Origin of the sequence: Psychrobacter pygoscelis, assembly GCF_004335015.1 — a bacterium.
In the GTDB taxonomy this organism is placed as follows: Bacteria; Pseudomonadota; Gammaproteobacteria; order Pseudomonadales; family Moraxellaceae; genus Psychrobacter; species Psychrobacter pygoscelis.
Genome location: NZ_RQRU01000007.1, coordinates 16,235 through 32,640, shown reverse-complemented (window position 1 = coordinate 32,640; position 16,406 = coordinate 16,235). Strand labels below are relative to the sequence as shown.

At 45.9% G+C, this 16,406-nt stretch carries 10 protein-coding genes; 8 read left to right on the top strand and 2 right to left on the bottom strand.

Annotation, left to right across the window (positions count from 1 at the left end; translation table 11 throughout):
* Positions 1-24: 24 nt before the first annotated feature.
* Together EGV92_RS12480 and EGV92_RS12475 are read left to right on the top strand one after the other, a co-directional pair.
* Positions 25-3,279, top strand: a complete 3,255-nt coding sequence (locus EGV92_RS12480; RefSeq protein WP_131669637.1) for an efflux RND transporter permease subunit — start codon at positions 25-27, stop codon at positions 3,277-3,279.
* A complete protein-coding gene (locus EGV92_RS12475; protein ID WP_242678730.1) occupies positions 3,276-5,159 on the top strand; it encodes an efflux transporter outer membrane subunit in 1,884 nt (627 codons plus the stop codon). The genes EGV92_RS12480 and EGV92_RS12475 overlap by 4 nt, the downstream gene beginning before the upstream one ends.
* A gap of 124 nt (positions 5,160-5,283) precedes the next feature.
* On the opposite strand, the gene EGV92_RS12470 is transcribed toward EGV92_RS12475, so the two are convergent.
* Positions 5,284-5,799: a thioesterase family protein gene (locus EGV92_RS12470; protein ID WP_131669728.1), complete on the bottom strand. Its 516-nt coding sequence runs from the start codon at positions 5,797-5,799 to the stop codon at positions 5,284-5,286.
* Between the two features lie 450 nt (positions 5,800-6,249).
* Here EGV92_RS12470 and hemB point away from each other — a divergent pair, with 450 nt between their 5' ends.
* Complete coding sequence (hemB, locus tag EGV92_RS12465; RefSeq protein WP_131669636.1) at positions 6,250-7,254, top strand: porphobilinogen synthase; 1,005 nt, start codon at positions 6,250-6,252, stop codon at positions 7,252-7,254.
* An 888-nt stretch (positions 7,255-8,142) separates the two neighbouring features.
* Here the strand turns inward: hemB and EGV92_RS12460 are convergent.
* A complete protein-coding gene (locus EGV92_RS12460) occupies positions 8,143-8,778 on the bottom strand; it encodes an OmpW/AlkL family protein (protein ID WP_341352823.1) in 636 nt (211 codons plus the stop codon).
* Positions 8,779-9,163: 385 nt separating this feature from the next.
* Between EGV92_RS12460 and EGV92_RS12455 the strand changes: the two genes are divergently transcribed.
* The 5 genes from EGV92_RS12455 to argB all read left to right on the top strand — a co-directional run bounded on the left by EGV92_RS12455 (position 9,164) and on the right by argB (position 16,278).
* Positions 9,164-11,194 carry a UvrD-helicase domain-containing protein gene (locus EGV92_RS12455; RefSeq protein WP_131669635.1) on the top strand — a complete coding sequence of 677 codons (2,031 nt, stop codon included), beginning with the start codon at positions 9,164-9,166 and terminating at the stop codon, positions 11,192-11,194.
* 132 nt (positions 11,195-11,326) lie between these two features.
* The gene (gene mgtE, locus EGV92_RS12450; RefSeq protein ID WP_131669634.1) at positions 11,327-12,712 is read left to right on the top strand and encodes a magnesium transporter; all 1,386 of its coding nucleotides are present in this window, start codon (positions 11,327-11,329) and stop codon (positions 12,710-12,712) included.
* 188 nt (positions 12,713-12,900) lie between these two features.
* Positions 12,901-13,365 carry a dUTP diphosphatase gene (dut, locus tag EGV92_RS12445; RefSeq protein WP_131669633.1) on the top strand — a complete coding sequence of 155 codons (465 nt, stop codon included), beginning with the start codon at positions 12,901-12,903 and terminating at the stop codon, positions 13,363-13,365.
* A gap of 290 nt (positions 13,366-13,655) precedes the next feature.
* The gene (locus EGV92_RS12440) at positions 13,656-15,329 is read left to right on the top strand and encodes a phosphomannomutase/phosphoglucomutase (protein WP_131669632.1); all 1,674 of its coding nucleotides are present in this window, start codon (positions 13,656-13,658) and stop codon (positions 15,327-15,329) included.
* Positions 15,330-15,366: 37 nt separating this feature from the next.
* The gene (gene argB / locus EGV92_RS12435) at positions 15,367-16,278 is read left to right on the top strand and encodes an acetylglutamate kinase (protein WP_131669631.1); all 912 of its coding nucleotides are present in this window, start codon (positions 15,367-15,369) and stop codon (positions 16,276-16,278) included.
* The last annotated feature ends 128 nt before the right edge of the window (positions 16,279-16,406 follow it).

Below are 16,406 nucleotides of genomic sequence, written 5' to 3'. Positions count from 1 at the left end.
AATAGCAAGACCTAGGGATTTACTATGTCACGTTTTTTTATCAATCGCCCTATTTTTGCTTGGGTGATCGCTATCTTAATCATGTTGGTAGGGATCATCTCGGTCATCAACCTACCGATTGAGCAATATCCGCGTATTGCACCGCCTACTATTACGGTCAGTGCCAGCTATCCTGGTGCCAATGCACAGACAGTAGAAAACTCTGTGGTGCAGATTATCGAGCAGCGCATGAAAGGGCTCGATGGCTTAATGTACATGTCGTCATCTAGCTCATCAAATGGCGGTGCTGCCATCACCTTGACCTTTGAAAATGGTACGGATGGTGATACCGCTCAGGTACAGGTGCAAAACAAGCTTCAAGCAGCGATGAGCTCATTACCACAAGAAGTTCAACGTCAAGGGGTCAATGTCAATAAGGCCTCAAGCAGCTTTTTGATGGTTCAAGCCTTTATCTCTGAAGATGGCAGTATGGATCGAGCAGATATTGCCGACTATATTAATTCTAACGTCGTCGATCAGCTAAGCCGCGTGGAAGGGGTCGGTGACGTTCAAGTATTTGGCTCATCTTATGCCATGCGCATCTGGCTCGACCCTGCTCGCTTACGAAGCTATAACCTGATGCCAAGTGATGTGGTCGCAGCCGTGCGCGCACAGAATGCTCAGGTATCAGCAGGCCAGCTCGGACAAGCCCCTGCGGCTACGGATGAGCAAGTGATCAATGCTACCGTCACCGTACAGAGCTATCTTAAAACACCAGAAGAATTCAAAGATATCTTGCTAAAAACCGACAGTTCAGGCGCTCAAGTCCGCTTAGGCGATGTTGCTGATGTGGCGATTGGCAGTGAGAACTATAGCGTTATCTCACTTTACAATGGTCAAGAGGCCGCTGGTCTTGGTATCTCTCTTGCACCTGGCTCCAATGCACTAGACACTCGCGAGCTGGTCGCCAATCGTATGGCACAGCTGGAGCAAAACTTCCCGACCGGCTTAGTATCCGTCGTCCCTTATGACACCACCCCCTTTGTTAGGTTGTCCATTGAGCAAGTTGTGCATACCCTACTTGAGGCTATTGTACTGGTCTTTATCGTCATGTTTATCTTTTTGCAGAACTGGCGAGCGACGATTATTCCTACCCTAGCTGTACCAGTGGTACTCTTGGGTACCTTTGCCATACTTTATATCGCCGGCTTTAGTATTAATGTACTGACCATGTTCGCTATGGTATTAGCCATTGGACTTTTGGTCGATGACGCCATCGTTGTGGTCGAAAACGTAGAGCGCATATTAGAAGAGAACCCCAGCATTTCGGTCAAAGACGCAACCATTCAGTCGATGGGCGAGATTAGTAAAATCGTCATTGGTATTGCCTTGATATTGTCAGCGGTATTCGTACCGATGGCTTTCTTTGGCGGCTCTACTGGCGTTATCTATCGTCAATTCTCTATCACGCTTATTACGAGCATGGTACTTTCTGCTGTGGTAGCTTTGGTTTTCACTCCTGCTCTATGTGTGACCCTGCTAAAACGCGGTAAATCACATGACAAGAGCAGCGATCAAAAAGGCTTCTTTGGTTGGTTTAACCGCACCTTTAGTAGATTAAGTCTTGCTTATGAGCGTTTCGTTGGTAATAGCATTCGCTTTAAGTGGTTATATCTTATCGGCTACGCCGCTATTATTGGTATTATGGCGGCTATCTTTTTGCGGATTCCTAGCTCCTTTTTACCTGAAGAAGACCAAGGGATTATGTTTACCTTGGTTCAGCTGCCTGCGGGGTCTACACTTAATGAGACTCAGGCCGTTTTGGACAAGGTGAGCAATTTTTATAATTCTCAAGAGTCTGATAATATCGCCTCGGTATTTACTGTGGCTGGATTCAGCTTTGCCGGTCAAGGTCAAAACATGGGGCTAGCGTTTGTACGCTTGACAGATTGGGACGATAGACCAGGTGCTGATAACACAGCACAGTCTGTCGCTAAGCGGGCCAATGGCTACTTCTTTACTCAGTTAAATGAGGCACAAGTCTTCGCTATTGTTCCACCCGCCATCACCGAGCTCGGTAATGCTAGCGGCTTTGATTTGATGCTACAAGATGCAGGCAATATAGGTCACGAAGGCTTATTGGCAGCGCGAAACCAGCTGCTGGGTATGGCTTCGCAAAGCGAGCAGGTCACAGGTGTTCGCCCCAATGGTCAAGAAGATGCGCCGCAGCTTAAGGTCAATATCAACCAAGAGCAAGCTGCCGCTTATGGGCTATCGATGCCAGCCATCAATGGGGTACTATCGACCGCTTGGGGCTCAGCGTATATCAATGACTTCGTCGATCGCGGCCGGATTAAGCGGGTCTTTATACAGGGTGAGCCTAGCAGCCGCACCAACCCAAGCGATATTGGCAAATGGTATGTGCGTAATGACAACGGCGAGATGATCTCATTTGACGCCTTCTCAAGTAGCGAATGGCAATCTGGCTCACCAAGACTAACCCGTTATAACAGTCTACCGTCAATGAATATTCAAGGTAGCGCAGCCCCCGGTCTTAGTACAGGTGAAGCCATGAGTACCATGGAGCAGCTGGTCGCCCAGCTGCCTGATGGCGTGACCTTTGAGTGGACCGGCATGTCATTAGAAGAGCAGAAGTCTGGCGACCAAGCGCCCCTACTCTATGCGGTATCTATTTTAGTAGTATTCTTGTGCTTAGCTGCGCTCTATGAGAGTTGGTCGATACCTTTTTCAGTGTTGCTAGTCATTCCACTTGGTGTTTTAGGAGCGGCTATCCTGACCTTACTGCGCGGCTTTGCCAATGATATCTATCTACAAGTTGGGCTGCTCACCGTCGTAGGTCTATCCGCCAAAAATGCTATCTTGATTATTGAATTTGCCAAAGAGCATCAAGAAGACGGCAATAGCTTAAAAGAGGCCGTCATGACAGCGGCTCGCCAGCGTCTACGCCCTATTATTATGACGTCGCTTGCCTTCGGTATTGGTGTAGTGCCACTATTTATCGCTACTGGCGCCGGCTCAGGTAGCCAGAATGCTATCGGTACTAGCGTCCTCGGTGGTGTGCTTAGCGCCACCTTCTTAGGGATATTCTTTATCCCCATGTTCTATATTTGGGTACGCAGCCTATTTCCAATTAAAGAGGGTCCTGGTGGTAGTGGCCCTCATGATTCAGGTGTTGATTTGAGTAATGACACTTTGAAAAAAGGTGATACCATAGGTCAGACTTATCCAGCTTCCCCTGACGGACATCAGCCTGTCAGCTTTGGAGATAATATAAAATGAGTTTTCGATTAAAATTTGCCAAACCAATATCTAAACTGACACCGTCATATTTAGGACGTAAGGGACGCATAGAGCCACTATCGAGCGAGCAGTCTTATATTAAGATGTCCTCACGGCTATCTAAGAGTCAGCGCTACGGTAAGCTAGTGGTGCTGTCAACATTGTCCATAAGTATGGCCGCATGCCAAACAATCCCAAAGGTAGACTCTCAGCCAGTATTGGCCCAGCCAAATGTGCCTATCAATCAGCCTTATCAAGTCAGTGACAAAGATACCGTTAGTACGCCGCAGATGCCTAGTATTGCGGCTGCGCGTTGGCAGGAGTTTTACAGTGATGATCGTCTCAAGGCGCTAATAGCGTTAGGTCTTAAGAATAATAAAGACTTAGAGAATGCAGTATTAGCGATTAAAAGAGCGCGAGCTCAATATCAAATCGCTGATATTCGCGATGTACCGACGATTAATGGTAGCGCTGGTTATGAACGCTCTGCCAATAATGCGATAGATAAAAATCCAAGTAGCGGCTATAGCGTCAATCTAGGTATGGCCAGTTACGAGTTTGACTTTTGGGGTAAGATATCCAGCCTAAAAGACCAAGCTCTACAGAACTATCTGGCAACTTCTGCCGCGAAGGATTCAGCTCAGATTAGCTTAATTAGTAATATTGCACAAAGCTATACCAACTTAAGCTATAGCATGGCACAGCTGGCGCTGGCCCGGGCCACCGTAGACAGCCGCGCGCAGTCATTATTCATCGCGCAAAAGCGCTTTGAGGCAGGGATTGATCCTAAGCTCCCTACCCTGCAAGCCGAGGCATCACTTGAGAATGCTAAGATTGCCGTTTACCGCGCTCAGCAAAATATCGATAAAGCGCTGACTGCCCTTCAGTACCTCATTGGCGCCCCAGTACCACAGCAGCTGATACCGCAAACCGCGGTGTCTAACATTACTAATATTCAAGGTGCTTTCAATGTTGGACTTCCAAGCGAGCTGCTGCGCTATCGCCCTGATGTGCTACAAGCAGAGTACTTACTTAAAGCGGCCGGTGCCAATATTGATGTCGCACGTGCGGCTTATTTTCCCTCTATTAGTCTGACAGGCCGCGTTGGTGCGGCCAGTAGCGATCTGGAGAACTTATTCAAAAATAGCGCAGTGGGTTGGTCATTTGGCCCCTCTATTAGCGTGCCTATTTTTGATGCCGGTCAGCTAGATGCCAACTATGAAGTGGCTAAAGTAGAACAAGAGCAGGCACTCAATCGCTATGAGAAGTCTATCCAGACCGCTTTTAAAGAAGTCGCCGATGTGCTTGCCAATCGTGCAACCTTAGACTTACAACTTGACTCGCAATATAAGCTTCAAGACAATTTTGATCAGACCTACCAGATTGCACAAGCACGCTTTAGAGCGGGCTTGTCCAATTATCTAGATGTCTTAGACGCTGAGCGCTCGAAGTTTGCAGCGCAGCAGAGCATCTTGGAGCTTGAGCAAGCTAAAGTAATTAGCCAAGTTGAGCTATATCAAGTATTGGGCGGCGGTGCTAACTTGGTCGAGGGCACTGTTATCCCTGTGTCAGAGCACAGTAATATCGTCGATCTTGTTAACCTACCAGCACGCTCTCCAGAGGCAAAAGCTGAGCGCGCTATTGATGCGGCAGGCTCTGCCCGAATTGCTACGCCGCAAGAAGTGGCCGCCATCATTCAAGAGCAACCCGCTGAGGTTACTGGCTTTAAGCCGACTGATATTGTCGATATCGATAACGACGGCAATGCCGATGCTGCCGTAGGCATCTATGCTGAAGATGTGCCTGTGGAGGAGCTGCCAGTGACGCCAGATGCTGTCCCAAATACCAGTAATCAACCAAAAACCAATAATCAACCGTAGCCCCATATCCTAGCGCCATTAAAAAAGCCCAAGCCGATGATATCGGCTTAGGCTTTTAGCTGCTAGGGGTGGTCAAAATAACCTCTACTGCAACGTAGAGTTTTTATTAGCGTACTAAGCAGCGTTAAAAGGCAAAGCTAGCAACTCCCATAGCGATAGTCCTACCTTCATCATTGACCATTTTCATCTGCACTGTCGCGCCTTTACGCCCCAAGCGCACGACTTCGCCACTAGCAATAAACTGCTTACCACGGCCAGGAGACAGATAGTCAATGCGCAAGTCTACAGTGGCTAAACGGCTGATTTTTTTGAACTGATTCATCAAGCTACCTTGATTGCGGCGATAAATTTCGAGCATCGCTACGATACCGCCGACGCTATCTAGCATAGTCGCTGCTACCCCGCCGTGGAGAATACTAAAATTGACATTGCCAATCAGATCCTCTCTAGCATCTAGGTAGCAACGAATCTGCTCCCCATCAAAGCGCATTTCCATCTTATTAAGTTTAAGGTAGGGACTATTATTAAATGCCCTAACCAGTCGCTTACCCACTTGATCAAAGCGTAATTGATGCTCATCCTTGCCAGAGTGTGTTTTTTCTTCTTCAATAGCGAATTGAGTGAATTCTTCCTCATTCATAAGAGCTGAGTGCTCATTTTCATCTTCATAATGCTGATTGTCAGTCTCATTTGGGGTACTGACATTCTCTTCAGAATGGAGCGTCGCCTTTGAAAAGGAATCGTGAATCGTCATACATTCTTCCTTGAGTTATAATACAAGGCGTAATTTTAACACAGCCTACTGTTTTATTTTCATCTCAGCATACATAAGTCTGGTTGAGTACTGATAAGCTGGGTTGAGGCCTGTTGGAATACTCAAAAAAACCTAGTATTAAATACCTTAATAGACCTTACCTATTAAAGTATTTGACCTATTAAGGTATTTGATACCCTTAAACTGTAGTTGTTAACAACAAGTCATTCACTATCAATCGTTATTATTGGGTTGGTTTTATTATAAAAATGTCCCATCTGTTTCATTCATCTGCTAGCATCTTATTCTAAAATTTAGCTTTATAGGATATCACCTATGACTTACACCTTTAATCGTACCTACCCTAACACTCGTCTACGCCGTTTACGCTACAACGACAATGTCCGCGCTATGATTCGCGAAGCTGAGCTACACCCCAAGCATCTGATTGCCCCGGTCTTTGTCATCGAAGGGAGCAATCAGCGCCAAGCCGTTGCTAGTATGCCTGGTGTCGAGCGACTATCTATCGACTTATTGATTGAGTATGCAAAAGCCTTGCTGAGTGAGGGCGTCACCACTATCGATATCTTCCCCGTCCTTGATGCCAGCTTAAAGACCCCTGATGGCAAGGCTGCTTATGATGCCGATGGTCTAGCCTGCCGCACGGTCAAAGCCGTCAAAGATGCTGTCCCTGAAATGGTAGTAATGACTGATGTGGCACTTGATCCTTACACCTCTCACGGTCAAGACGGTGTCCTAGACGATACCGGCTACGTCATCAATGATGATACCGTCGATATCTTAGTTCAGCAGTGCTTAGCCCATGCTCGTGCTGGGGCGGACATCATCTCTCCAAGTGACATGATGGATGGTCGTATCCTCGCTATGCGTCAGGCGCTTGAGTCAGAAGGCTTCGTTAATACTGCTATTATGGCTTACTCGGCCAAATATGCCTCTGCCTATTACGGTCCTTTTCGTGATGCCGTCGGTAGTGCAGGCAACCTAAAAGGTGGACATAAAAAACAGTATCAGATGGACTTTGGCAATCGCGCCGAAGCCTTGCACGAAGTCGCTATGGATATTCAAGAAGGTGCTGATATGGTAATGGTCAAACCCGGCCAGCCTTATCTTGACCTCATTCGCGAAGTCAAGAATACCTTTGGTGTACCAACCTTTGCTTATCAGGTGTCTGGCGAATATGCCATGCACATGGCGGCGATTCAAAACGGTTGGCTCACTGACGCTGTTATCTTAGAGTCATTGATTGGCTTCCGCCGCGCTGGTGCCGACGGCATATTGACATATTTTGCGTTAGAAGCGGCTCGTCAGCTGAATGCTTAAGAGTTAACATCAACCTTTAAATAGTTTGCTAATACTCAGACGACTCTAAACTAACTTATGGCTGTTTAATCGCTGTCTTAATATCAATTAAGACAGCGATTTTTATGATAAATCGATATAAATGGTTATCTATTTGATGAGTTGGACAAAGATAGCTTATGTGGTGAGCTGACTTTTTGATGAGGGTATTTGAGACTTTTTTATATTTGTTCTCGCCTTAACTGGCGCCGTTATTTGCTTTGATACTAGAATTGGGCTACCAGTAATGGTCATGACGGTATATGAGACTGATACAGATCAGGCGACAGGGAATGGCGCAACCTGCTAAATAACGACCATGCCGCAGACCTTAAAGGTGCTAACACCAAGCTTGCTTTACAGCTTATTAGTTACTATCTACGTTGGTGTGTGCTGATACTTGTGTGCTGCTGCCAATCATGCGTTGGTGGGTATCAACTAAAGGCTGGATCAGTCTTGCCACTACGCGCAATTATATGGTGATTATTATTGATATTGTCTTTTTATCAATTGTCGTACTTTTATTTAGAAAATTAATCATCGACCCGCCGTTGTGTTCCATTAAACAGCAGTCATGATTGTGAATTTGCTCATTACCTTGAGTAGTATTATCTTTAGCAGTGCCTTCTTACACTTTTTAGTCCTTCACGACCGCAAACGCTACCGTGCGTATAAGCTGACAGTCTTACCTAACAAACAAAGGTATCGACAACTCTGGTGAGCATTCGTTTAGCATTATGGGTTGGGCGATAGCACTATTACCGCCCAGACAAACTAAATTTTGCAATGACGCCATTTAGAGGGTGTATTAAAATCAATAAAAAAGCCAGCAATTGCTGGCTTTTTAATATATCGAAGCTGACTATTAAACTAGAAGCTCTTGATATAAGACACACCAAATACCCATGGGTTGATTTCAGCAGTACCAATCTTGTTACCATTTAGCTCGACATCAGGCTCGATATCGATATAACGAGCATCGACACGGACTGCATCACGCTCAGCGATTGGGAAATCTACACCAACATGACCTGCCACGCCAAAGCTATCTTTGATTTTTAAATCAGCGTCATTCAGGTAGATACGCTCTTTAAAGAAGGTGGTGTAGTTAGCACCAATACCGACGAATGGCTTAACCATCGTGTTTACATTATCAAAATGATATTGCAAAGATACTGTTGGTGGTAGATGCTGAGTTTTAGCATCAATAGTCGCGCCTTCAGCATTTTTTAGCGAGATGTCATGATGAAAAGGTAAGGCTGCTAATACTTCAACACCGACATTATCTGCAAAGAAATACTCTCCAGTAACTGTTGGACGAACATCTTCATCCACATCAACGCTTAAAGTATCGTTAGCCAATTTGCCATTATCATCTGCTGGCATCACGTAACCTGCTCCGACACCTACGGTCCATGAGCCAGCTGGTGCTGCCAGTGCAGGAGCCATAAAAGTCGCTGAACAAGCAGTCGCCGCAGCGAGTAGTAGTGCTTGACGTTTCATCATAATATCCTCAATTCTTCACTATGAAATAACAGCACTGCTCTAAAGAGAACAGCATTAGGGTATGGTAAAGTTCTTTAAAATCACTTCGCTCTTTATAGCGTGACGCTTGGGAATAACTACGAAATATAGAACAGCTCAATAATAACCTCGTGGCATCTTACGGCTTTATTGCAGCAACCTTACCCACGACTTTCATTATAGTAAAAAGCCACATAATTAGTAAGGTTTTGCCGATGGCTTTTGTCTACCCATCAGTCAAAATAATTCTCACTATGGTTATAGCCTTGATGACTTTATCTGTGCTTAGACGGTTGTTATTTACCTAGCACCCCCTATAATAAGCCATGATTTTTATTAATAGCTTTTATCATAAAAAGGTAGCGCCATGAGCCAATTAAACCCCAAACAACAAGAGGCCATGACTTATGTGTCAGGTCCCCTTCTCGTCTTGGCAGGTGCAGGCTCTGGTAAAACCTCGGTCATCACCCAAAAGATCGCCTACCTTATTGAGCAATGCGATATGCCAGCTGAGCGTATCACAGCGGTAACCTTTACCAATAAAGCCGCACGCGAGATGAAGGCTCGAGTGAGTAAGCTGCTGCCGAGCGAAAAGACGCGAGGCCTAACCGTCTCGACTTTTCACCAGTTTGGTTTGCAGTTTTTGCGCTATGAGTTATTGCACACGCCGCTTAAGGGCAACTTCTCTATCATGGACGCCGATGACAGTAAGCGACTATTGATGGAGCTGATGATGCGCGACAATCTATCGGGCGCTGAAAGCCGCGAGCTGGTCGGCAAAGCCATCAAAATGATATCGGATTGGAAAAATGATCTCGTTGAGCCAGACAAAGCCATGGAGACTCTAGAAGATCCAGAAGACATGATATTTGCGACGTTATACGCCCTATATGAGCGTAACTTACGTGCTTACAATGCGGTGGACTTTGACGATCTAATCGTGTTGCCTGCCAAGATACTGCGCGACAATACCCAACTGCGTGACAAGTGGCAAAACCGCATTCGCTACTTGCTGGTCGATGAATATCAAGATACCAATACTGCCCAGTACGAGCTTATCAAGCTGGTGGTCGGTGTTCAGGGGCGCTTCACCGTCGTGGGTGATGACGATCAGTCAATCTACGCTTGGCGCGGGGCCAAACCAGAAAATATGGCGCTGCTTAAAGAGGACTACCCCAAGCTTAAGGTGGTCAAACTTGAGCAAAACTACCGTTCGACCAGTCGCATCTTGAACGCAGCGAACATGGTCATTAGAAACAACGAGCACTTATTTGAAAAAGCGCTGTGGTCAGATAAAGGCGAAGGCGAGAAAATCCGTATTATTAATTGCCGCAACGATGATGATGAGGCCGAGCGCGTCGCCAAAGAGATCGTGACTCATAAGCTACGCTACGGCAATGATTGGGAAGACTACGCTGTCCTCTACCGCAGTAACTTTCAGGCACGAATGTTAGAGGCGCAGCTGCGTCAATTGCAAGTACCTTATAAGCTATCTGGTGGTCAATCATTCTTTGCCCGTAGCGAAATTAAAGATATCATGGGCTATCTGCGTCTGATCTTAAACCCAGAAGATGACAGTGCCTTCTTACGTATTATCAATACGCCTAAACGTGGCATGGGGCCTGCGACATTAGAAAAACTCGGCCTATTTGCTCAAGAGCATAATATCTCTCTACTTGCCTCTTGTACCCACGGTGGCCTTAGCCATGTACTGCCTAGTAAAGCGCACGGTACGTTAAAAGAGTTTGGCGAGTTTATTGAGCACTATACTCGGGAGCTTGATCAGCAGCCAGACCCCATGCCTATCGTCCGTCAGATGGTAGATGAAACCGGCTATATCGACGTCGTTAAAAGCGAAGCTAAGACCCCGCAACAAGAGAAGAATCGGATCGACAATATTGAGATGCTCTATAGTAGTATTCAGTCGCTAATCAATCGCGCTGAAGAAGATGAAGACCGCAATATCGAAGCCGTTATCCGAAAGCTGGTACTCCTTGACATGCTTGAGCAGCAGCAAGAAGAAGAGAATACCAATAAGGTCAACCTGATGACCCTGCACGCGGCAAAAGGCTTGGAGTTCAACAACGTCTATATTATGGGGTTAGAAGAAGAGCTATTGCCGCATCGCAACTCGATAATGTCCGAGACGGTAGAAGAGGAACGCCGCCTTATGTACGTGGGTATCACGCGCGCTCGTCGTGAGCTAACTTTAACCCTAGCCGCCCAACGCCGAGCCGGTGGGCAGATGCGCCCAACGACCGAAAGCCGATTTTTAGAAGAACTTCCAGAAGAGCATCTGGACTGGCCCGCTAAACGCAAGAAAAAACAAGCGCAAAAAGACCCAGAAAAGGTCGCAGATGAGTATCTGGCCAATATTCGTGCCTTGTTAAAGCGCTAACGGTCAAATTCAGGCTTAAGCCACTGTCTGGTTAGTCTGAATGCTCATCATACTTTTCATTATCTCTTATTTGTCACCGCTATATGTTGGGTGACATACTCTATGCCTTATATACCCTTGGATCCATAATTAATGACATCAGCTCAAACGCCACCTCACTCTAGTCCTAATTCAGCCACCTATAGCGTGGAAGACAAGCTCATTTACTTGCAGACCTTGGTGTCTGAGCAAGATACCACTGCTATTACCGAATTCTTGGCAGAGCAGTCTGAGTATGAGATTGCCAACCTTCTTGAGTCTTTCCCGAGCGATGACAGGCAGTTTATTTGGTCGCTAGTACCGACAGATATCAAAGGTGAGGTACTGGCAGAGGTCGAAGATGAGATTCGTCAGCCGCTCATGCGCAATATCTCGTCCAAAGAGATCTCAGTACTGACTCAGGATCTAGATGCTCAAGATATCTCAGAGATTTTGGATACTGTCTCTGAGCGTGTCCGCTCCAAGGTTATGGCGACTTTAGATGAAGACGTCCGCCTGCAAGTCAATCAGCTCAATACTTATGAGGACTGGGAAGTCGGTAGCTATATGGACCCAGATATCATTCAGATTCATGATGATATCTCGCTTGCTGAAGTTCAAGATTGGCTGCGCCTTGATGAAGACTTACTCGATGATCAGAGCCAAGAGCTATTAGTTGTCGATAAGAGTCAGCAGCTGCTAGGGCTACTCAGCTTGGTCGATCTTATTAAACACCCACAAACAACCTTAGTCACAGACCTTATTGATCCTGCCGTTACCATTAATGATCGCATGGATATTCAAGATGCTGCCTCTGTCTTTCGCTCAGAAGACATTCGTTTTGCCCCGATTATCAATGCGCATGGAGAGCTGGTCGGGCAACTTAATGCTGAAGACATCATGGAGATTATTCAAGACGACGTCGATAGTACTATGAAGCACTTAGCAGGGGTCAGCGATGACGAAGAGCTATTTGCCCCTATTCTTACCAGTGCTAAAAGTAGAAGCGTGTGGCTCGGCATTAACTTAGGTACTGCGCTATTGGCTGCCGCCGTCATCGGGCAGTTTGAAGCCGTATTATCAAAAGTTGTCGCCTTAGCCGTGCTTATGCCGGTGGTCGCTAGTATGGGTGGTATCGCTGGTAGTCAGACTTTGACTGTCGTAATTCGTGGTCTGGCTATGGGGCAGATTGGTGGCTCTAACCGTTGGTGGCTCTTTAACAAAGAGCTGTGGGTTGGCGCTATTAATGGCATTATTTGGGCATTTATTATGGCCGCTATTGCTCAGGTTTGGTTCCACGACCTAATGATTAGCCTAGTGATTGGCTGCGCTATCGCCATAAACATGACCGTGGCCAATACTTCTGGCATCGCTATACCACTAATTCTCAAACGTATGAATATTGATCCGGCATTATCGGCTTCTGTCATCTTGACGACAGTGACTGATATTATTGGCTTTTTATCATTCCTCGGATTGGCAAGTTTGTTAATTTTATAAAGCGCAGTATTTATTCACTGTGTTACTCTTTATAAATCATATGTACTTATATGCTAGGACCTGTATAACAGTACTTTATAACCTCCTTGTATTTTACTAATAGCCATCTATCTTTGTACCCTTCGTTAAGCGAACTTGTCAGCTAAACTATTGTATATAAATCATCAAATAACTTAATTGGACAGCTTATGAATTCCGTTCAGGTCAAAATCTTAAACCCTAAAATTGGCTCGCACCCTGACTTCCCAATGCCTACGCGCGCCACTGATGGCTCCGCTGGTATTGATCTTCGCGCTTGTATCGATGAGGCCATTACCATCAAAGCGGGCGAGACACAGCTAATCGGTACTGGGATTGCTATCTATATCGCTGACCCAAATTACGCTGGACTGATCTTACCACGCTCAGGTCTCGGTCATAAGCATGGTATTGTGCTAGGCAACTTAGTTGGTCTTATTGATGCCGATTATCAAGGTGAGCTGATGGTGAGTATCTGGAATCGCAGTGACAGCGATTTTGTTTTGCAGCCTGCTGAACGCATGGCGCAGTACATGGTCGTTCCTGTCATGCGTCCTAGTTTTGATATTGTTGATGAATTTAGCGACACCAGTGCTCGCGGTGCTGGCGGCTTTGGTCATTCAGGCAGTCATTGATATCATCTTACATCGTTAACCGGCAACACTTCTAACTTTGAACGTCAACGCTGATTAAGGGGTGCTGGATTTATGCTGATAAGGATGAATTGACATAGTTGTTCAATGTAGTTGCTTAATACAGCTAGTTAATATAGCTACGCAATACAGCTACTCAATATATTCTGTTAAATTAGCGAACAATATTTCATTACTTTATGAGATTATTAGACTATATAATTGTAACAATATAATTATTAATTTAGACTAGGATAACTTAGGAAATCGCATTATTTTAGGAGTCTTAAGCTTTGTCCAATCACCCCTATTCCCCTCAGCAGCCCTTATTCAAAGCTTATGATATCCGCGGTGATCGTAAGCTTTTTACCGATAAGTTCGTTCAAGCGTTAAGTCAAGTTTTTGCTGAGCAGCTTATTGCGCACGGGGCCAGTAGGGTGGTTTTAGGCTATGATGTGCGCCACGGTAGTGAAGCGATTGCCCGACAATTTGCCCAGACTCTAAATAACTATGGTCTTAATATCATTTGGTTAGGCTTGGTGACTACCCCCATGATGGCCTTTTGGGCGCAGCAGTTTGAAGGCCACGGCATTATTGCGACAGCGAGTCACTCTGAGTGTCATATAAGTGGCATTAAATGGCTAATCGCAGGTGAGTCACCCAGTAGCGAAGATATTCAAGCGTTGTATCAACAGTTAGCCCATACTCGCTCGCCCGCTACAGTAGCTTCTGACGCCGCTCAGCATATCGATAGCTTCACGACTCCACAGTATCCTATCTCTTGTGAGACTTTGCCCAACTATCTAATAGGTGAAAACTATTTTAATGGTATCGCTGACGCTCTTAACCAGATTCAGCAAGGTCAGCGCCAGTCAACTGGCCTAGCGCTAGAGTCTAGACCATTAACCGTTGTTGTAGACTGCCTAAACGGAGCCACCAGTCCTTTTGCACAAAAATTCTTTGCTCAATTCGATACGTTGTGTGCTCACGTTATTACTCTTAATAACACCCCTGACGGCAACTTCCCAAAAGGCAATCCTGATCCCACCGAAACTGGCCGACTAAAAGAGTTACAACAAGCTGTCATAACGCACCGTGCAGATGTCGGGTTTGGCTTTGATGGTGATGGCGACAGGCTAATGGTAGTCGATAACCTCGGGCATATCCTTGAGCCAGACCACCTCCTGTATTTATTGGCCAAAATCGCCATTGTCGACAGCAAAGCCTCTCAAAACCAGCCTAGCGTAACCACTAATATCGCCGCAACTACGCCTACCGTTATCTTCGATGTGAAATGCTCACATCACCTTCCAACCTTGATTCAAGGTATTGGTGGTCAGCCGCAGATGAGTAAGACGGGCAGCAGTACCATGCGTAAAGCGCTACAAAGTGGTGGTAGTAACGCTATCTTCGCCGGAGAGCTGTCTGGGCATTTCTTATTCAATGATGGTTACTTTGTCTTACATGATGACGCAATGTACGCAGCACTACGACTATTGAACTGGCTAAGCACTCAATCTGACAGCTTGGCAGATCTTATCGCTCGCCTACCGCAAATGGTCAATACACCCGACGTATACTTGCCACTAAAGCGTTTTGACTATATCAGTACTCAAGGGAGCTTGTTACAAAAGCTCAGTGAGCTTTGCAACAAGCTACAAAGCTGCTGCCCAAGCGACTTTCAGCAAACGCTCTATAGACATGGTCGAGCCGCTAAACTGACCTCTGGTAAGCAGCTCGGACTACCTGATAACACTCGCTTGACCTGTATTGATGGTATTCGCTTAGATTTTGCCAATGGTTTTGGCGTCATTCGCCCCTCTAATACCAGCCACAGTATCACTGTTCGCTTTGCTGGCAACACCTTAGCTGATCTGCGCGCTATTCAAGAGCGTTTTGTTGAGCTATGCAAGAATATTGATGAAGATCTTGCTTCACAGATAGCTAAGATTCGTCCAAGCGGTTAAAATATCCTATCTTTTTTACTATCATTACGGGTGCGCCATGTCTCTAAACCTTGCCGAAGCCAAAACCACCGCTGAAGTTTTAACCACTGCCCTACCCTATATTCAGCGTTTTGAAGACAAGATTATTGTCGTCAAATATGGTGGCAACGCCATGACCGACCCAGCACTTGAAAGCTCATTCGCTCGTGACATTGTGCTACTAAAGACTGTAGGGTTACATCCCGTCGTGGTGCATGGCGGCGGTCCACAAGTGGATCAACTGCTCAAAGAGCTGGGACGTCACTCAGATCGCATCGACGGCATGCGTGTCACCGATAAATCGACGATGGATGTGGTAGAGATGGTGCTAGGCGGTAGCGTTAATAAATCTATCGTGAGTCTCATCAATAAACACGGTGGCCGCGCTATTGGCTTGACAGGTAAAGACGCCAACTTAATCAAAGCCAAAAAGCTGCTGATGAGCAAGACTGATGACATGGGCGATCCACGCGAAATAGACTTAGGCTTCGTCGGAGAGGTAGTAGACGTTAATAAAGACGTTATTATGATGCTTATTAGCTCAAACTTCATTCCTGTTATAGCGCCGCTAGGCGTTGACAATGATGGCAACACCTATAATATCAATGCTGATCTGGTCGCCGGGAAGGTCGCTGAGTTCCTACAAGCTGAGAAACTCATGTTACTTACCAATATTAAAGGCGTTCTGGGAAAAGATGGCGAGGTCGTCACTGGTCTCACACCAAAAAAGGTGGAGGCGCTGATCAAAGATGGTACTATCTCAGGTGGGATGATTCCCAAGATTCAATGTGCCCTTGATGCAGTGCGCAGTGGCGTCAAAAGCGCGGTAATCGTCGATGGGCGCGTTCCTAATGCGACCCTATTAGAGATCTTTACCAATGAAGGCGTTGGTACTTTGATCAGCCGCGATATAGAGGCAGCACTTAGTTAACTTGATTTAATGTTGATGTTGACGTTAATAACAAACATTTTCTAGATAAGGTTGAGAACGACAATGGCATTAGGGCTTTGGTGCTTACTTTTTACGATTTATAGTGCTTATTGTTGGTGGATAATCGG